The 18,105-nt window shown below is 49.0% G+C and carries 15 protein-coding genes; 5 read left to right on the top strand and 10 right to left on the bottom strand.

Going from position 1 to position 18,105, the window contains the following annotated elements:
- From H6F59_RS12140 to H6F59_RS12100, 10 genes are all read right to left on the bottom strand, one after another.
- Positions 1–720, bottom strand: a complete 720-nt coding sequence (locus H6F59_RS12140; protein ID WP_190699542.1) for a LysM peptidoglycan-binding domain-containing protein — start codon at positions 718–720, stop codon at positions 1–3.
- On the bottom strand, positions 711–2,312 hold the full coding sequence (locus tag H6F59_RS12135) for a hypothetical protein (protein WP_190699538.1): 1,602 nt from the start codon (positions 2,310–2,312) through the stop codon (positions 711–713). Before H6F59_RS12135 ends, H6F59_RS12140 begins: the two co-directional genes overlap by 10 nt.
- Positions 2,313–2,455: 143 nt before the next feature.
- Complete coding sequence (locus H6F59_RS12130) at positions 2,456–2,980, bottom strand: phage tail protein (protein WP_190699534.1); 525 nt, start codon at positions 2,978–2,980, stop codon at positions 2,456–2,458.
- Between the two features lie 26 nt (positions 2,981–3,006).
- Positions 3,007–3,144, bottom strand: a complete 138-nt coding sequence (locus H6F59_RS27645) for a DUF6760 family protein (RefSeq protein WP_348251248.1) — start codon at positions 3,142–3,144, stop codon at positions 3,007–3,009.
- A 17-nt stretch (positions 3,145–3,161) separates the two neighbouring features.
- Entirely contained in the window at positions 3,162–3,527 is a 366-nt protein-coding gene (locus tag H6F59_RS12125) for a phage tail assembly protein (RefSeq protein ID WP_171576181.1), read from the bottom strand.
- A 29-nt stretch (positions 3,528–3,556) separates the two neighbouring features.
- The gene (locus H6F59_RS12120; protein ID WP_190699531.1) at positions 3,557–4,009 is read right to left on the bottom strand and encodes a phage tail protein; all 453 of its coding nucleotides are present in this window, start codon (positions 4,007–4,009) and stop codon (positions 3,557–3,559) included.
- Between the two features lie 37 nt (positions 4,010–4,046).
- Complete coding sequence (locus H6F59_RS12115; RefSeq protein ID WP_190699527.1) at positions 4,047–5,267, bottom strand: phage tail sheath subtilisin-like domain-containing protein; 1,221 nt, start codon at positions 5,265–5,267, stop codon at positions 4,047–4,049.
- Entirely contained in the window at positions 5,267–7,006 is a 1,740-nt protein-coding gene (locus H6F59_RS12110; RefSeq protein WP_242021399.1) for a phage tail sheath C-terminal domain-containing protein, read from the bottom strand. The genes H6F59_RS12115 and H6F59_RS12110 overlap by 1 nt, the downstream gene beginning before the upstream one ends.
- Before the next feature lie 728 nt (positions 7,007–7,734).
- Entirely contained in the window at positions 7,735–8,325 is a 591-nt protein-coding gene (locus tag H6F59_RS12105) for a DUF4255 domain-containing protein (protein ID WP_190699524.1), read from the bottom strand.
- Between the two features lie 221 nt (positions 8,326–8,546).
- Positions 8,547–10,652: an ATP-binding protein gene (locus H6F59_RS12100; protein ID WP_190699521.1), complete on the bottom strand. Its 2,106-nt coding sequence runs from the start codon at positions 10,650–10,652 to the stop codon at positions 8,547–8,549.
- A gap of 172 nt (positions 10,653–10,824) precedes the next feature.
- On the opposite strand from H6F59_RS12100, the gene H6F59_RS12095 reads away from it, so the two are divergent.
- The 5 genes from H6F59_RS12095 (at position 10,825) to H6F59_RS27640 (ending at position 18,102) form a co-directional block, all read left to right on the top strand.
- A complete protein-coding gene (locus tag H6F59_RS12095; RefSeq protein ID WP_190699509.1) occupies positions 10,825–11,178 on the top strand; it encodes a hypothetical protein in 354 nt (117 codons plus the stop codon).
- Between the two features lie 104 nt (positions 11,179–11,282).
- The gene (locus H6F59_RS12090) at positions 11,283–13,085 is read left to right on the top strand and encodes a DUF4157 domain-containing protein (protein ID WP_190699504.1); all 1,803 of its coding nucleotides are present in this window, start codon (positions 11,283–11,285) and stop codon (positions 13,083–13,085) included.
- Positions 13,086–13,665: 580 nt separating this feature from the next.
- Positions 13,666–15,165 carry a DUF4157 domain-containing protein gene (locus H6F59_RS12085; protein WP_199325736.1) on the top strand — a complete coding sequence of 500 codons (1,500 nt, stop codon included), beginning with the start codon at positions 13,666–13,668 and terminating at the stop codon, positions 15,163–15,165.
- Between the two features lie 2,192 nt (positions 15,166–17,357).
- A complete protein-coding gene (locus H6F59_RS26415; protein ID WP_242021398.1) occupies positions 17,358–17,645 on the top strand; it encodes an IS1-like element transposase in 288 nt (95 codons plus the stop codon).
- A gap of 151 nt (positions 17,646–17,796) precedes the next feature.
- Positions 17,797–18,102: an IS1 family transposase gene (locus H6F59_RS27640; protein WP_348251247.1), complete on the top strand. Its 306-nt coding sequence runs from the start codon at positions 17,797–17,799 to the stop codon at positions 18,100–18,102.
- Positions 18,103–18,105: the final 3 nt, after the last annotated feature.

The raw sequence follows: 18,105 nt of genomic DNA, 5'->3' as shown, positions 1-18,105 counted from the left end.
CTAACGTCCTCCTTGAGAAGGCAATGGCGGCACAGTCAGAAAACTACCAACCTCTAACGTACGAGGATTATTCAACCGATTGGCATTGGCAATGATTCGCCACAGAGAAGAGTCACCATATTCTTCCTGGGCAATGCTGCTGAGGGTTTCTCCTTGCTTAATAATGCGAATCGGATCATCAACGGGATTTGTCTTCTTCTGCTGTTGTTCAGGTTCTTCCCACTCTAGAAACGTACAGTTGAGAGTGGCTCGGACTGGCATACCCTCAGCAGTGAAGTGGGTAAAGGTTTGAATGACCTGCTGAAGAACCCCTTTAAACAGCACGGAGCCATTAAAATGTCTAATATTAGGCTTGCCTCCCCACACCAACCGGCAAAGAGGAGGCCGACCAAGATTGAAGCGGGCATTTATGAAACTGAGGTTATAGATGGGGAGAGTATATATCCTGACATCTATGGCTTGCGTACTAGGAGTGGTTAACAAGTCTGTAGCTTTTTGAAAGATCGACGAAGCAGTGTTATCTTTATCGGGAGCACTGGTATCAAAGAAAAGCTCAACTGTGAGGCTAGCAGGATCGTCCTTTGGCACTAGACCATTGGCACTAGCTTTCCAGCCAGACTTTACAATCGTTAGCTTATTGGGGTTGTAGAGAACAGGTATCTCTTTACTAAATTTATTTCTGCTTTCTTCAACTTGAATTGTGAGTCTTTCTAATGCCATGTCCGTTGTCCTCTACGCTCGCGCTCTACAGCGAGTTTCCGTATCAGTTTTCGTTCCACTTGCTGGGTTAGGCGGCTAACATCTACCGACGGTTGGGTGGGAGAGACTGTTGGGGTAGATAGAGTTTGGTTAGCAGGTTGACCGTTGACAATAGGTGATCGGTCAGTTGACTGATGACTAAAAGCGGTCGTCATGGGTAATTCCTGCTTACTGGAAGAAACCTGGGTTAGCGCATGGGCAAATACCATCGGTTGAGTTTGCTGTCGGAGCGCCTGAGATGGAGATAATGCAGCCGCATTTTCTACCTTCACGAGGGGCAGTTCCCCTAAAGGTTGGGATCCAGTCGTTGGGGCTGCGATCGCGGTGTTTAGATCTGAACCAGTTGGTGGCGATGTTGCACTTGAAAGCGGTAGCTGATTGGCCGCTGGCGATCGCATTAGAGGTTTCTGTTCTGGTAATTGGGATGAAGTTGGCAGCTCAGGTTGATTGTCTGCTTTAACCACCAATTGCACTTTTTCTGCTTTGGTGAGGGGCAGTTCTTCTAGAGGTTGGGATTCAGTCGTTAGGGCCGCGATCGCGGTGTTTAGATCTGAACCAGTTGGTGGCGATGTTGCACTTGAAAGCGGTAGCTGATTGGCCGCTGGCGATCGCATTAGAGGTTTCTGTTCTGGTAATTGGGATGAAGTTGGCAGCTCAGGTTGATTGTCTGCTTTAACCACCAATTGCACTTTTTCTGCTTTGGTGAGGGGCAGTTCTTCTAGAGGTTGGGATTCAGTCGTTAGGGCCGCGATTGCAGTGGTTAGCTCTGAACCAATTGGTTGCGATGTTGCACTTGCAAGGGGTAGCTGATTGACCGCTGGCGATCGCAGTAGAGGTTTCTGTTCTGGTAATTGGGATGAAGTTGGCAGCGCAGGTTGATTGTCTGCTTTAACCACCAAGGCTTGCTCTTCTACAGAAGACATTCCCCTATTGAGTTCTGGCTCCAATAAGGGCGATCGCGGTGATGCAGTCACGATCGGAAGTTGGGAAGACTTGGGTATGGAAGCTGCACTCACACTTAGCCTTGGCAAGGCTGATTCTCTACCCTCAGTTTCTCTATCCTTAATTGAAGACTGAAGAGACGTTGAATTAGATGGGGTTGGCAGCAGATGTGAGGTAGCTGTCGAAGCGGCAGGATCCACAAATTTAGCTTGAATTACTAGTGGCAGGGAGGGGGAAGCTGAATCTGTTGCTCCATCGACGGGCTGCTGGATCACGGTTTGAGTTGAAATAGTGTGTTCCCGCTCTATCCGTACCGATTCACTAGAACCTTCCTGATTGCGATCAGAAAGATTGTCAGAGACAACGCTTTGTGTTGCGGGAGCAGCCCAATGAGCATAGACAATGGGTATGTCCGGTACCTGGAGATCAAATTGTTTGTTCCAGCGCTGTTGAAAGTGATGCAGCAAACTAAGGCGTTGCTTGAACTGGCGCGATCGCTCAAAAATTGCCACTGCCAGTGTGTCGGGAATGACACCAGGACGAATGAGGGGACGCAGTAGGCGCTGAGCTAGCTGTAGATTAAGGGCATCTTGCCAGAGGGACTGAACCATACATTTTAGGAATTAATCACGTTTGTAGCGCTGTTAGTTACGTTACTCAAGCCTGTTGCTACCGGATTCCTCACTATACCAATGCCTTTGCTATCCTCTCTACCAGCGCGATCGACCGACGCACCGCAAATATTGCCTACTGCTTAAGAAGTCTCTAAACGATCAAGTTGATTGGCTCTGCGAAGCCCTTTACTTGCTATTGGGATTGTGATGCCTCGATGCACCAGTTCGATTTTTTCTACCGCAATATCCTGAGCACTGCTATTAAATTGAGGCCCCGTCCACTTCACTGGATAAGCATCTCTAAAGTTCCACCATCTCACGGGCAATCGCTGGTGATCGAGCAGCATAATCGTGCCGTTGCGGCGGCAGATTTTGCCGTGACAAGCATCGTCATACCAACTCCACAGAGTCCAAGCATCAGTCAGTCCCTTACTCAGTACTAAATTAGGATAGGTTGTCCGAGTGGGAAATTGATGGACGTAATCGTTTTGACCGCCTTCTTCGTAGGATTCAAGTTTAATTTCACTCTCTAGCCCAAAAACCTCCATGAATCCGCCCGTCACTAGCCCGTCTAGCTCCACCAGAAAGTTGTAAGGTATGTAAGGATTTAGCCTTACGCCTAATACATCGGAGGCGATCGCCGATATTCCCGTCAATCCACGCATAATGTTTTATATCTCCTGTTTCTCATCTACCTCTCCTCATTCAACTGCTGGTTAATACGGGCAATTTCGGCTACCCATTGCTGCCGCTCCCAGTGTTCCATTCCCATCACCTGCCCATAGGACCAATGAAAATGGTAAGCCAAGTAGGCAATTTCCTCCCGCAATCGATCCGCTGGATAGCCTACGACTCCCCCAAAGGAACGGTCTCCACTTGAAACTCACCCTGACAGTGGGGGCAGGTTACCTGTAGACGACTGTGACCGTTTTGGTTAATTCGTTGATAAAAGTCTTGCAAGAAAATTAGGTCGCCCGAGAACAAACCTTCAATCAGTTTGGGCGTAATGGGATGCACTGTTCCCAATTGGGTAATCACCCGCGATAGCAGAATAATAACCAGGTAACCAGGGTTGGACTGCACTCTCGGATCGCGCATCGGGGCAATTTCATCGTAGGCCGTAGACAGACGCATGATTCCTTCTCGGTGCAGCGTGCCTTCACTATCGACATAACCCTGGGGTAGCACGAAGGGAAATTCAGTTTGCTGCATTGTTGGTTGCACAGCCTCTTGCATAGACATTACGACCATGTATCAACGGTTAAGCCTTCATGCACCAGCTCCAAAGCTTCGATCGCCACTTCTTCAGAGGTGGCATTAAATCCAGGTGCAGTCCAGGTGGTGGGCCAGCAATGGGTCAGATTCCAGCGAATTTTTTCCTCCCCGGTATGGTCAAGCATCACAATAGAAATATCCCGACGCATTTCAACTCCTTCGGCGTTGGTTTGCCACCAGTCCCATAGCTCCCGATTATTGGTAGTCCCGCGACGCAGGGTGATATTGGGGTAGGTCTTCATTCCTCCAAGCTTTCGCATCGTAGATGGGTCAGTGCCTTCTCGATAGTCGTGGGAGGTGCGGGTGGCTGCTAAGCCGCTACACTCTCGGAATCCCGCATGAATAATACCGTTCCATTCCACGAAGAAGTTATACCCCATGTAGGGATCAGGCTGATGCGGAGCTTTAGCATTCGGCATTGTTGGTCTCCTTAAATTTTGAGATTAGAAAAACCGGTCAAGAGGCAGCGATCGCAACCCCTGTGTCACCGTGAATCAGCCGCAGTTGAATAAATTCATTAGGAATTGTTGGAGCAAATTCAATGAATGTTATGAGTTCACCGCGATCGCGCATTTCTAGAGGATTTGTCTCTCCATTGCAGCGTACTCTAAAGGCTTCATCAGGTGTTGCGCCCTGGAGATGCCCTTGCTGCCATAGAGTTTGCAGATAGGCATTTAACTCTCGCTCGATTCGTACCCATAGGCGAAAGTCGTTTGTCTCAAAGGCAACATCCGCCAAATTGAGGGCAATCCAACGGTGGATGGTGATCGCCAATCGGCGCACATTCACATAGCGCCATTGAGGATCAGAACTCAGCGTGCGGGCACCCCAAATACGCACTCCCCGTCCTCGCAGACTGCGAATGCCATTAATTGGAGTCTCAGAAAGTTGGGCTAACTGAGTTTGTTGCTCTCGGGATAAGGCTGCAACATCTAAGACTCCTTCCAAGGCAATGTTGGCAGGAGCACGGGGAGTATTGGCGCGATCGCAGGCTGCATACACTCCCGCTACATGACCACAGGGCGGTACAGCGTCTTCTCTGTGTGGTGTTTTGAGCCAGGGACCATAGATGGCTCCGTAGTCATTATCAGGTCTTTTTTTTAGCTCTTCTCCATTTGCCTTCAGGGTTGCTAAATCAGATGAGTAAGGCGTATCCAGAATGGCGAAGCGATCGCCCATCTTTGCACAATGCTCTAAGATTTTGGCTTGTATTTTCTGATCAGTAATATCTGGTGCACAGATCAGGTCTGCTGTGTCCATAACAGAATCTGCCGTTAAACATTTTTCCAGTGCTTCCTTAACTTTTTCCAGTGCTTCCTTAATATCTGGTGCACAGAGCAGGTCTGCTGGGTCTATAACAGAATCTGCCGTTAAACATTTTTCCAGTGCTTCCTTTGATATGTCTAGCCAGACCACAATGCAATCACGGCCACCGTTTTCAAAAAAGCCTCGTACTGCGGCGGCTATGTAACTGCCCGGTGTTTCAGGCCCAAATTTTTCTTGAAACTGAGTCCAAAGATGAAAAACCTGCGGCTGATTGACCTCATATACAGATTTCCCGTCTTTTTGAAGGCATACCCCTAAAAAAGCAGGTACTCCTGTTAGGGGCAGAACGGGTTTAGGTGGAAATACATCCTGCCAGTAAAGCCCTGGTAGCGAAGGAAGTTCGGTTTGCATTACTTCCCTCCAGACCACTGACTCAGCTCAAAAATGACAAATTCGGCAGGCTTAACTACGGCAACTCCAATCTTGACGTTCAGTTGCCCTGCATCCCGTGCTTCCGGTGGATTGGTTTCTGCATCGCACTGCACAAAAAAGGCTTCTTCCGGTGTTGCACCAAACAAGGCTCCACTGCGCCAAACCATCGTCAAAAATGCCGTGACGCTGCGACGAACCCTGGCCCAGAGTTCAGGACTATTTGGCTCAAAAACCACCCATTGAGTCCCTTCGTCAATCGATTCTCGCAGGTAGTTAAACAAACGCCGAATGTTGATGTATTTAAACTCACCGTTGTCATCGCCTCCCCAAGTGCGAGCACCCCAAACCGTAATGTTGCCATTGAGATTGCGAATGCAGTTTACCCCTTTAGGATTTAGCCCATCTTGTTTAGCGCGGGTGAGAGCAGTCTCTAAGCCAATAGCTCCTAGAACGACTTCATTGGCAGGAGCTTTGTGAACACCCCGCTGAGCATCCACTCGGGCATAAACTCCAGCAATATGACCGCTAGGTGGGACATACTTATTTTGATTCGTAGCAGGGTCAAGAACTTGAATCCAGGGGTAGTAGAGTGCAGCGTAACCAGATTCCCCTGGATTCCCATCTTGACCAGGTTCTGCAGATTTCAAAACCCGGAGAGCATCGAAGATGGCGACGCGATCGCCCAGAGCCTGGCAATGATCAGAGAGCTTTCCTAATGTTGCTAGATCAGTAGAGCCAGGAGCCGCCACAATCGCAATTTCATCAATAGCGGCAAAGTCTTCTAGTGCAGTGTCAATGTTTTTTGTAGCAACCCAAGTTACAAAACAGCGGGTACCACCATTCCGGAAAAAACCATAAACGGCATGAGCCAGATTGGATTGTCCTTCAACAGTTGAAAAATCACCAAAGGACTTTTTGAACTCGGTAAAGTTGGTACACAACTGCACTTCTCCACCAGCAACGGATAGCGGATAGTAATCGACGGTAATTTGTGCATCAGCTGAAGGAGGCGAGTTAAGTGTAATGGTGGAAACCTGCTTCTCCAGATCATTATTAACTGTGACAGTGGGCTGATTGCCTGTTCCTACTGTGACAGCTACACCTTGGTTACCAACCGGGTAGCGACTGAGAGCAAATTTTGTCTTTGTGCCATCCCCCTTACCAACGACTTCGCCAATCACCTTTTGCAATACATATCTAGGATTTGTTGAGGTTTGCGGGGCAGGTGTAGGCGGAGCTGGAGGTGTAGGCTGAGATGGAAGTGTGTAAGTCGCTAGCAGCTTTTTCCCGGCAGGAATTGCTGTTGTGAATGTAATAGTCGCTGTTTTATCCGTAATCTTAAACGAATCTCCTTCAACCTCTAAAGAATTTGGTGCAGTGTTCCTTTCGTCGCCCTCCGGAAAGAATGTATACTTTGATGTCTCACCCCCGAAGGGAGATTTTACGTCAAAGGTAAAGGACTTTCGCTCAATAGCACTACCCTTGGCTGTGACTTCAGCCCCTCCAGAACTGACTGGAGTGGGCTTATCTGTCCCAAGAGGCTCAGGTGAAGGATTACTATCGCCTGAGCCTCTTGGGACAGTAGGATTTGAATCTGGAGAGTCAGCAGAGTCAAGAACGCCAATAAAACCCGCAGTACTGGTGCCCACTCCGGCGATCGAGACAGCACCAGACGATACTTCTTTAACGTAGATACCAGGGGAGAGATAAGTCGTCATTGTGGGTGATTCCTCAAGTAATAATTAGGCTGGAGTACCATTGACTTTGGCTGGCACTTTTTTGGTGAGTTGAATACCAGGCAAGGAGTAAACAGCGCCTCGCAAAAGATCAACATTCTGTGTGCAAGTGTTATATCCAGGAGCAGAAATCTGAAGTTGAAGGTTGCGGGCAGGAGGGGGCTCTGGAGCTTCTAAGTTCAGAAGTTGGAAGTCGCCTTTGCCATCGCATCGCGTCTGTTCGCTGCCATTCACAACCTGAACTCGTGCGTGCAATACTGGAACAAACTCATTTGGATTTGATGATTTAGTCTTGACCTAACCTACGATACCAGTGGTGGCCAGTATTAACTCTTTCCACTCTAATTTTTCTTCATTGTCGATCTTCACATCTGCTTCAACTCCTTGAAGACAAGTTGACTGTCGAGGACAAGTTGCCTTTAGTGCGTACTTGCCGGGGGGGTAAATCTATGAAGTAAAAGGAGCCATCTTCTGCGGCATGAGTGCGATCGGGGCGATCGGATAAAGAGCCCCAGTTCGGTCCGTGGCTGAGAGACTTGAGAGATAACTGACGCTGAAAAGTTGGAGGCGCGCTAATAGCTTCTACTTGAGCTTGTCGGACTGGTTGGGGTAGAAGTGTCCAATTATCCTCATCCTGCAACTTGAACCCAATCGAAACTCTACCGCAAATTGTAACTCGATGATGAATAGGAGGACTAATTGGCAGTGTTTTAGTCATTACTTTCCACCGAAACCTGAAAATTCGTCACCAATGGCAGATTTTGTATCTCTGTATTTACAGTCATGGGAATAGTGACAGTGTAGTTAAGGGTTGCTTTAGGCTTCCCTCCCATGGCCTGCCAAAACTCACCTAAGCTTTGCAACTTTGCTTGTTCCAACACCGACGCCCTCAAAGGCAAATCGCTGCCCACCAGTCTTCCCTGCAATACAGTTGGCGGCAATGTAAAGTTATTCATCAATGCTTGTATTACCTCGCCCAAAATCTGGTGCTCTGTTGCGAAATCTTTAGAATCACTCGTCCACATCGTGATTAGATATGAACAGTCGATTCGTACCAGGGGGGGTTCTCGCGTTGCTGTTCCATCGCTTTGTCGAGCCACAGACCAACTGCTACTGCGGAGTTCCTGGTTTTGTCGAATATCGTAAAGAAATAAATTGAGTGCTGGAAGCGTAACTATAAATTCTGGACTAGGTGTCACGAAAGTGACTGCTATCGGCGTTGTAGAAACACTATCTCCAAATCGATCTGGCAATTCAATCTTTAGAAGTTCTTCGATCGTCAGATCTAGATCATGAAGCATTTTAAATGTCTATATGTAAATAAGCTTAAATCTAGGTAGAAAGCTATTGCTAGCCAAGAAATACTTGTGTCTATTCAAACCCCCTCGATTATATACCGAAATAAATAAAAATCCGAGATTCAAAGGGTTATAAAATCTAGGCAATTTTTCACATTTCTTAATATTATCCTGAACTTGTCAATGTTGTTTGCTAGGTTTGGATCTTAATATTTGATGCCTACTCAAGATAAATCTTCAAAAGCTTCATTCGTCATCGGTTTGCCCATCTTTTGATACTCGCGGCGGATCGCCTGTTGGATATGGGAAATGGTTACTTTGTCTCCTTCGTTAGCGGCTAGAAATGCAGTCGCCAAGGCAATGTTGCGAATGTTTCCTCCAGTCAGATCAAACTGTTTAGCCACAACAATCCAATTGATTTCTGAGTCGAGGGGTAGAGACTGAGGCCAAATATGCTGCCAAATTCGGTACCGTTCTTGAACCGATGGAAGAGGAAAGTCTATGATGAACCGCAAACGTCGGATAAAGGCCTCGTCTAGATTACTCTTCAGATTTGTCGTGAGAATGGCTAAGCCTTCATAGGCTTCCATTTGCTGCAATAAGTAGCCCACTTCGATGTTGGCATAGCGATCGTGGGAGTCTTTGATTTCAGTGCGTTTGCCAAACAAAGAATCGGCTTCATCAAATAGAAGAATAGCATTGGTGCTTGCTGCAGCCGTGAAGATTTGGCTGAGGTTTTTTTCGGTTTCACCGATGTATTTACTTACGACTTGGGACAGATCGATACGGTAAAGGTCGAGTTGCAGGGATTTGGCGATGACTTCTGCTGCCATTGTCTTACCTGTACCCGAAGGCCCGGCAAATAGGGCGTTAACGCCTTTTCCTAGGGATAGTTTGTGATCAAAGCCCCAGGTTTCAAATACAGTGTGCCGATGTTGTAGATGGGTACAGACTTCTTGAAGCTGCTCAAACTGCACCGCTGGCAGCACCAAATCTGACCAAACATAGCGGGGCTGAATAGGCTGGGTCAACCTGTTGAGATGGTGGCCCGACTGATTCCGGGCAGCCTGAAACAACACTGCCTCGATTGATGCAGGCTCCAGTTCATAAGCTAGCTGGTTTTGAGTAGTGGCGATCGCACCTTGAATTTGTGTGGGAGTTAGCTGAAAGCGATCGGCTAGAGCCTCAATGGTGCCTTGCTCAACCGTTAGTCCTACGCTGGCTAAACGGGTCTTCCAGCATTTAAGGCGATCGCCAAAGCCCGGAACCGTGAGGGAAATTGTCACTATGCCTAAACCCCAATCGGCGGAAGGCTGCCAGGATTGACGACCCGCAACGACGATGGGGGCATTAGTCTCTGCCAGGAGATTGATTAAGAAGGGATACAAATGGTTAGTGGTGTCTTGATGCAGGCTATCAACTGAGTGCAGATAGAGAACTGTGTTTTGCAACCAGGCATTTCGTCCTAGTCGCTTTAACCGTTGCCGAAATTGTTCTGGTTGCCGAATCAAGTCATCTAAATCGACGATTAGTAAGGGACGACTTAATTGGTGGGCAAGTACCTGAGCAAATTGATGAGATGTGACGGCATCGGGACCTTGTAGGTAGAGCCGGATCGGTTGGGTAGAGGAAGAGTTTTGAGCAATGGCACTGATTTGCTGCACCAGGGGGGCAGGTAAGTCTGTCTGTTCTGCGGGAACCGTTGCCAGAATGAGTGAACGACTGGGGCTGAAGTCGGCATCTAATCCCGTTTCATGCAGGAGATAGCGAACGATCGCTGGGTCAAGGCTAATCTCCTGCGCCAGCAGGGAAGACTGGTTGGTGGGTTGGGGTGGGGAAAGTTGCAGCAGATCATTATGCCGCAATGGGGCAATGGGGGCAAAATGCGATCGCCGTTGTAGTTTCTCCGCTGCATCCGCACATAGCAAATTCAGCACCAGGTTAACGCTGGGCCGAACGCTGCGCCCATCCTGCTGTAAATAGGCGTAGATTTGCTCATAGCGGCGATCGAGTTCTGGAGCTAGAGCAATCAGGATTACGTCCAGGTCAAATATAGGTAAGTCAAACTGCTGTTGCAGCAACCCTAGCCGGGAGGAAGGCTGGATTTGACTCGATGGCATTTCAGTAGATTGTGCGGGGCTATAGCGGGGATAGCCAGGAGGAAGGGCGAGTTCAGGTTGACGGAGACTGCCTGCATTCTGCGGCGTTGCTGCTCTTTCTCCGCCGCTGTGCAAAGCTTCTGCCAACTGTGAGCTGCGCTCTAGCAGACCGTCGAGCACATGGAGAGCAGGCAGCAACTCGTCTAGAGGCGACTTGAAAACAGACGTCATTATACGAGTTGTGGTTGATGAAGTTTGCAGGCTAGACTAAAACTTTCGTTTCATCCTGACATAGTTTTGTCTCACCGTGAGTATAGTGAGGGCTGATTTCGATGCAATAGCTTGGGTATCGCCAGTGCAGGTGTCGAGGATAAACAACTGGCTTCAGTAAAAGGTTCAAATCATGGGAAAGGCGATCGCTCTTCAAGGAACCGTGGTTGCTGTACCAGGTGCAATGCCCTACTCACCTGCACAGACTGGGGCCTGGACGGCCTTGCCAGTACAGGTGAAGGCATACCCCAAGCTGAAGGTGGGGGGGCAATCTGTGATTTATGAGGCGGAATGCAAGTTTATGTTTACGGGGGTTCAGACTCCCCCTTCTGGACCACCAGTGCCGGTAACGGGGCAGGAAACGGTGAAGCTGACGGCAAAGAGTACCAAGTTGCAAAAGAAGGTACTGGTGCAGGGGGATATGATGCAAAGTTCCTATGGCAACCAGTTGAAGATTGTAACAACGAGCAAAGTGAAAACGGCTTAGAAGTTTAGCGAATCTTTGTTTTTGCTGGGGCGCTCGAACCTAAGATTGGAAAGATTGCCGCTATGGGGCGGGGCAGTTTTTAGTCACCTTTATTGAGGGCTGTAATGACGGGAGTTTTGCACCAGAGCCGGTTAAAGGGACACGCAGCAGCGAGAACGCTAGGAAGAACGACAGCTGCCTCGCGGGTAGCAAAACAGCCCGAGGACAGTGTTGCAATTGAGCCGATTTATGACATCTCTCAACGACCCCAGTTTTTGGGGTTATCGGGTGAGTTGGGGGGAGCATCGTCGCTGTTTCCAATTCAGGCAAAGCTGACAATCGGTCAACCGAATGACAAGTACGAACAGGAAGCTGATCGGGTAGCATCCCAGGTGGTACAACAAATTAATGCCCCCGTTTCTCCCCAACCATCTCAGGGTCAGTCTGTACAGCGAACCGAAGCCCCGGAAGAGGAAGAAATTCAGGCAAAACCAGAGAATAGCTCACTATTACGAATGGACGAGATCGCAATAGGGGAAGCTTCAATGGATCTGGACAAGGATATAAATAGTGCTAAAGGAAATGGCAAGGCTTTAGATGCAGGTCTGCAACAGTCAATGGGGCAGGCAATGGGGGCGGATTTTAGTGGGGTGAAGGTTCATACAGATACAAAGGCAGACAAGTTGAATCGGTCGATTCAGGCGAGGGCATTTACGACGAGGCAGGATGTGTTCTTCCGGCAGGGGGCGTATGATCCGGGGAGTAAAGGGGGGCAGGAGTTAATTGCCCATGAGTTGACTCATGTGGTGCAGCAAAGCGGAGAAGAGGTACAGAACAAGGGGGCAGATGGACGGAAGGAGAGCATGCAAGCCAGGGTGAGCGCTAAGGTGCAGTGCACACGGCGCATCCAGGCGGGGGACATGTCGAGGGAGGTGCGCTTCGAGTCGTTAGGAAAAGAACAGTTAGAAGGATTAATAAACTATCTGGAAACAGGGAAAGGCTATTACGTTATAGATTATGGGAACGAAGCTGGGGGAGCAGAAAAGCTGAAAAAGGACGCGTTGGCCAGATTGGCCGAGCTAGGGAGCGAAACGAAAAATTTCAATGTGCGGAGCCGAGCGGTATCGAACGGCGTGGGGTTTGTGTTCTCAGACGATGCCATGATAAGGAATCTGGCAGAGGACAATGATATCTGGGCATATCCGAGTGAGAAAGAGGCAGATGTAAAGAAGGTACATGCGGACAAGTTCAAGGGACTAGAATTGTTGCTCGACCAGCCAATGCTAGCCATGACTAGGTACTATGGAAAACGAACGGCCATGAGAGGTGTCCGTGAAAACGCGGCCGCAGGTACTGGGAAACCAGCGATCAAGGAAAGTGATAGTCGCGAAGTGACGAGTATGTTGCAGCTTACTGCGCCATGCAGACGGGGCGATGAGTCAGTGACTAGGGACGTCGCGATGGGCGGAATGTCAGCATACAATTATGCGAGGACTGTAGGAATAGAGGATGCAGAGAATAATACATGGGAGTGGCTGCATCTGGTGGGAAGCGCCATAGGAGGCGCGAACAAGGTGGGGAATCTGGTGGCAGGAACATATGACATGAACACGCAGATGATTCCCCTGGAGAAAACGATCGTGGAATACTGTTCACAGCAAGGTATCTTCGCCCACAACCCGGTAAATGTCACCGCGAAAGCGACGCTAACGCCAGACGGAAGAGGAAAGTACTTATGGGTTGCGGAGAAGATCGTATTAACGATACAGCATGAGGCAAAGAAAACGAGCTTGACGGTGCAGAACGAGCAGGAGATGATGAGCAAGTTTGAGTACGACTTCTACGCCCATGTATTCAAGCCCATGGTAGGAGTTAGAAAGTCGGCGGTACCACAAGAATTTGATGAAGATTACGTGATGGGAGAATAGCGAAAGAGAGGTAAGTAGCAGTGTAGCAGGACGGGGGTATTAAGAACCGAGTGTACAAGGCGTAAAAAGTATCTATCCGAGTGCGATCAATCACCTTTTAAAGCGGTTGGCTTTTTTTGGTGTGCGTTATCGAAGTAACGCACCAACCCAGAGGGAAAGAGAGTGATCACTTGTGCATATCGGTCGCATAAGCGGCAGCATACCCCGCACCCTAACCGACAACTGCCATCACCGAAGTACGAATCAACCCCACTCTTCACCCACCGCCACCAACGCCGAACGTATTCCTCAATGCGCTTCTCCCCCGCACCTTACTCATAAAGCTGAGAAACCCGTTCAGCAAACCTTTCCACTGTCTTCAGTGCAATCCCCAATCCCTCCGGAGTAACCAATACCCAAAAAATCGAATCCTCGCCTAATCATGCCGATGAACGTTTTATCGGGGTGGTGCTCAACCCGGAGCTCAGCCATCACCTCAGTCACCAAAATTTAGTCACTTTTATCGAGGGCTGTAATGATGAGAGTTTTGCACCAGAGCCGGGGAAAGAGGCACGCAGCAGCGAGAACGCTGGGAGGACCGATGTCTGCTTCGCGGTTGGCAAAACAACCGGAAGACAGTGCTGCAATTGAGCAGATTCATGACATCTCTCAACGACCGCAATTTTCGGGGTTGTCAGGAGAGTTAGGAGTAGCATCGTCGCAGTTTCCAATTCAGGCAAAGCTGACGATCGGGGCGGCTGGGGATAGGTATGAGCAAGAAGTAGAAATCCCCAATAAAACAGGATTACCAGATAATCTAAAAGTCGGGGTAGAAAATCTATCGGGATATTCCCTTGATGATATCAGAGTTCATTACAATTCGCCCAAACCTGCCCCGTTACAGGCACTAGCTTACACCCAAGGGACAGAGATTCATGTAGCTCCTGGACAAGAGAAACATTTACTCCACGAAGCATGGCACGTTGTCCAACAGAAGCAGGGAAGGGTAAAACCGACAAAGCAGATGAAGGGGGAACAGATAAATGAAGACCGCATTTTAGAAGGGGAGGCGGACCGGATGGCAGAAAAAGCAGAAGAGTACAAGCAACCTAAAACCCCAACAAAAAGAATGGGGATAGACGGCACGAAAACAACAGAAGCAAACAAAGGGCGAACTCAACATGTAGTTAGCCCGATCATCCAACGATGGAAATCTGAAACTTTAGAAAACGAAGCACGAAAACAAAATCAACAGGAACTTGAAAAGGTAAATAAACGAATAGCAGCGATTAGAGGCCAGGCACTGGCAACAATGCGAGAGGTCGAAGACCCGAAGAGAGATGGTGATGCAGCGATAGATGAGTTATGGGAATATATATCGCCAGCGGAGCGAGAAGAGTATGAACATTTACAACATGTAATAGAACTAGAGAGAATGCGTAAGCGGGGAATTGCAGACGACATCCACCATATTTTATCCCGAACAAAAATTGAAAGTTTTTACCAACTACTAGAAACAGAAGGCCAGGAAGCATATAAAAAGATATTTTCAAGGGAAGAAACAGAAGTAGGCGACAACGGTTTAAACGATCAAAAAAATAGAAATAGTTTGTTCAGTTTGCGCTCAAATTTGGTATGGGGGCCGGAAGGTAAAAAACGTACAGACGATCCGGCACATAAAAAAAAGGAAGCATCGCCACAGGGCAAGAAGGGAGAAAGTGACATTGATCCGGTATATAACGAAGATGGATCGTTGAATGAAATCTCTGCGATCTACTATCAGGTAGATAAAAAGATTGTGGAGATTATAGGAAAACCAAAAAGAGGAAAAGACCCGCTAGACGATGAGGAGCAAAAAGGCGATATAAGTAGAGCAAAAGGAGAACGACAGGGAGGGACATGGACGAATTACGAGGAGGACGTTAATGAGATAATGAATCTCCTATTAGATGCAGAATTCGCATTAGCAAGGGAGCAAAAGAAGGACAGTATATGGAAGACTAGGGTGAATAAAAAGGGAGAGGTGTGGACAGGCAACAAAGTGGGAGAACAAGGGGAATCATGGAGGAAGACAAATAAAAAGCGTGAAGACGAGGGGTAAAGGAGTGAAAAGGAGTGAAAAGGAAGAGAGAGGGAAAGAGGGGAGAGAACGCAGGTAGTGATTGAATGTCAAAAGAGCGGAATTGAAAGTATAAAAAGGAAAGAAATCGAGAATAAAAAAATCCTCAGAGGAGTTGTGCGATCACTAACACACTACGGGGCTAGCTACCACCAAACAAATTGCAGAGTGTGCGCTCGCATCGTAGGTTAGGCTTCGTGCCTCAACCCAACTTCTAGAATTGATTTCTCCCCAACTATTCGGGTTACTACCCCCAACAGCAAACCCACCCTACTCCTCACCCACCGCCACCAACGCCGAACATATTCCTCAATGCGGTTCTCCCCCACACCTTGCTGATAAAGCTGAGAAACCCGTTCGCAAACCTCTCCACCGTCTTCGACGCAATCCCCAACCCCATCGGAGTAAACCAATACCCCAAAGAATCAAACCCTCGTTTAATCCGTTCAATAAACGTCTTATCGGGGTGTTGCTCAACCCGGAGGTCAGCCATCACCTCATTCACCAAAATTTAGTCACTTTTATAGAAGGCGGTAATAATGGTTTTTTTGCACCAGAGCCGGGGAAAGGGGAACGCAGCAAAGAGAACGCTGGGAGGACCGATGTCTGCTTCGCGGTTGGCAAAACAACCGGAAGACAGTGCTGCAATTGAGCAGATTCATGACATCCTGAAACGACCGCAATTTTCGGGGTTGTCAAGAGAGTTAGGAGTAGCATCGACCCTGCTTCAAACTCAGGAAAAGCCGAAGACCGGGGCCCCGAAAGATAACTATGAGCAGGAAGCCGATCGAGTGGCGAAACAGGTTTTTCCTCGACTTCAAGCTCCTCAGTCCCATCCATTAAACCTTCTTCACCCCCGGCCACAGGTAGGAGACGCCCTGAGCGCGAAACCGAGGGTGAAACCGGAGATAGAAGGCAGCGTCAAGGAACCCTTGGCTTTATCTCGTTTGCTTGAGAAAATTCGCGGTCCGCGGAAGGTGAGTAAGGCGCACAATGATAACGAAAGAGACCTTAGTAAACCCGAGTTGGTAAGGGTCGAACCCAAGAAACCAATCGAACCCCTCAAACTACCACCCATTCGTGCGCACGACCAGGGACCAGAGCAGCCAAGGTTTTCACCCCAGGGACAAGAAGCGGGCTTCGGGCAAGTTTCGGCCGTCCGGGCGGAGAGATTCCGTCTCATGAAGGCTGAGACAGAGCCCAAAGCTTACGAAAGAGACCTTAGTAAACCCGAGTCGGTAAAGGTCGAACCCAAGAAACTAATCGGACTCCCCAAACTACCCCCCAACCGAGGAAGCGCCGCAAACCGAGGGGGAGGGGACCATAAGATCCACCGAGTACAGGCTGCGGATGCGGGAAAGAGGACGGCGGGACAATTCCCGAGGACTGCGCCGGAAGGAGAGGACCGGGGGGCGGGGTGCACAGCCTACACTTCAGACGCATTATACTCAACGGCAGAAGAAGGGTGGGCGATACAGGAGCAAGACAAACCACCGCGCGAGCACACCTTCGAGATTGTTAACCGGGGTGGGGTCGTAGAGTTCCTGTTTTACCAGCACGCAGCAGGAAGCGTTGGACAACGGATCGAAGCAAGTGACAGCCGAGGGCAAATTACCCCCCCGCTTACCAGGGACGAGGCTTGGAGGATGATTCGAAACAGCAATGACAGATCGCTGGATATGGACCCACACAGGCCATCGTTACCCGTAGCAGATCAAACCCAGATGGAAGCGCTAGTGGAGGACCTGATAGGTCTTGCATGCCGATCGACCACGACGGAGGGAGCGACTGACAGTAATTTAATAGCAAAAGTGATAGTGGAGTGGTACAAAGGGTTGTTACAAGATCTGTAGATCCTCGCGGGGGTAATGCGAACTCTGCGGAAACCGAGGGAGCTAGGTTGCAGTAGTGATCGCCATCTTGTAGGGTGCATTCCTCTCCAATCGGACAGTGACCCACTCAACCCCTTCTAAGGGACGCAAGATCGCAAAGCCAAGACCAATCGCAGCCAACCCTCCAAAACCCGTCCACCCCCGTTCTCACCCACCGCTACCAACGTCGAACGTATTCCTCAATGCGGTTCTCCCCCGCACCTTGCTCATAAAGCTGAGGGTAGTGTTCTAGACCTGTGTATTGGAACAAAATATGAAGAGTCCCAAACCCGTTCTCTACTCATGGTTCTCGAACCCATTGACTGCCCGACGTATCATACCCTTGATGTCGTCAAAAATGGCAAAAGCAATAAAGGCAAGCAGCGCTATCGCTGCAGCAACACCAAGTGTTCGCGTGCCTCTTTCATCCGCAACTACACCTACCGAGGCTACTTGCCTGAGGTCAAACGACAAATCAGTGACATGGCGATGAATGGCAGCGGTATTCGCGATACGGCTTGGGTGCTGAAGGTTAGCCCAACGACCGTGATTGAGAAACTAAAAAAAACATCGGCATCTGGAGCCGGTTAACCGGGCCTTGTTAGAGCAGACGCCAACGCCTCCCACCGCAGCCCTGATCGTGCGGGTAGACGACGTGGAAATGGACGAGATGTGGAGCTTCGTGCGAGCAAAGCGGCAGCAACGATAGCTCTGGCATGCCATCGACCATCAAACAGGTGTTGTGCTGGCCTATGTTCTAGCACCGCACGAAGATGTCTCCCTCTCAGCGCTCATGACGTTGCTCACACCCTTTGGCATCCAGCAGTTTTACACCGATAGATGGGGGACTTACTTACGGTTGCTTAAGCCTGAACACCATACGGTTAGTAAAATGAACACTCAGCGCATTGAACGAAAACACTTAACCTTGAGGACTCGGATCAAGCGGCTGGCGCGCAAAACTATTTGCTTCTCTAAGTCTGTCTTGATGCATGACACCGTGATTGGACTGTTCATCAACCGCTTTGAATTCGGGCGACCTATCTAACAA

Source organism: Nodosilinea sp. FACHB-141 (assembly GCF_014696135.1).
Taxonomy (GTDB): Bacteria; Cyanobacteriota; Cyanobacteriia; order Phormidesmidales; family Phormidesmidaceae; genus Nodosilinea.
This window is presented reverse-complemented; position numbering and strand designations above follow the sequence as displayed.

Excerpts from the sequence above, each read along its gene's own strand:
- H6F59_RS12130 (WP_190699534.1), bottom strand. The coding sequence starts at position 2,980 with ATGCGTGGATTGACGGGAATATCGGCGATCGCCTCCGATGTATTAGGC.
- H6F59_RS12135 (WP_190699538.1), bottom strand. The coding sequence starts at position 2,312 with ATGGTTCAGTCCCTCTGGCAAGATGCCCTTAATCTACAGCTAGCTCAG.
- H6F59_RS12120 (WP_190699531.1), bottom strand. The coding sequence starts at position 4,009 with ATGCCGAATGCTAAAGCTCCGCATCAGCCTGATCCCTACATGGGGTAT.
- H6F59_RS12110 (WP_242021399.1), bottom strand. The coding sequence starts at position 7,006 with ATGACGACTTATCTCTCCCCTGGTATCTACGTTAAAGAAGTATCGTCT.
- H6F59_RS12125 (WP_171576181.1), bottom strand. The coding sequence starts at position 3,527 with ATGCAGCAAACTGAATTTCCCTTCGTGCTACCCCAGGGTTATGTCGAT.
- H6F59_RS12090 (WP_190699504.1), top strand. The coding sequence starts at position 11,283 with ATGACGGGAGTTTTGCACCAGAGCCGGTTAAAGGGACACGCAGCAGCG.
- H6F59_RS26415 (WP_242021398.1), top strand. The coding sequence starts at position 17,358 with ATGGTTCTCGAACCCATTGACTGCCCGACGTATCATACCCTTGATGTC.
- H6F59_RS12100 (WP_190699521.1), bottom strand. The coding sequence starts at position 10,652 with ATGACGTCTGTTTTCAAGTCGCCTCTAGACGAGTTGCTGCCTGCTCTC.
- H6F59_RS12095 (WP_190699509.1), top strand. The coding sequence starts at position 10,825 with ATGGGAAAGGCGATCGCTCTTCAAGGAACCGTGGTTGCTGTACCAGGT.
- H6F59_RS12085 (WP_199325736.1), top strand. The coding sequence starts at position 13,666 with ATGTCTGCTTCGCGGTTGGCAAAACAACCGGAAGACAGTGCTGCAATT.
- H6F59_RS12115 (WP_190699527.1), bottom strand. The coding sequence starts at position 5,267 with ATGCAAACCGAACTTCCTTCGCTACCAGGGCTTTACTGGCAGGATGTA.
- H6F59_RS12140 (WP_190699542.1), bottom strand. The coding sequence starts at position 720 with ATGGCATTAGAAAGACTCACAATTCAAGTTGAAGAAAGCAGAAATAAA.
- H6F59_RS12105 (WP_190699524.1), bottom strand. The coding sequence starts at position 8,325 with ATGCTTCATGATCTAGATCTGACGATCGAAGAACTTCTAAAGATTGAA.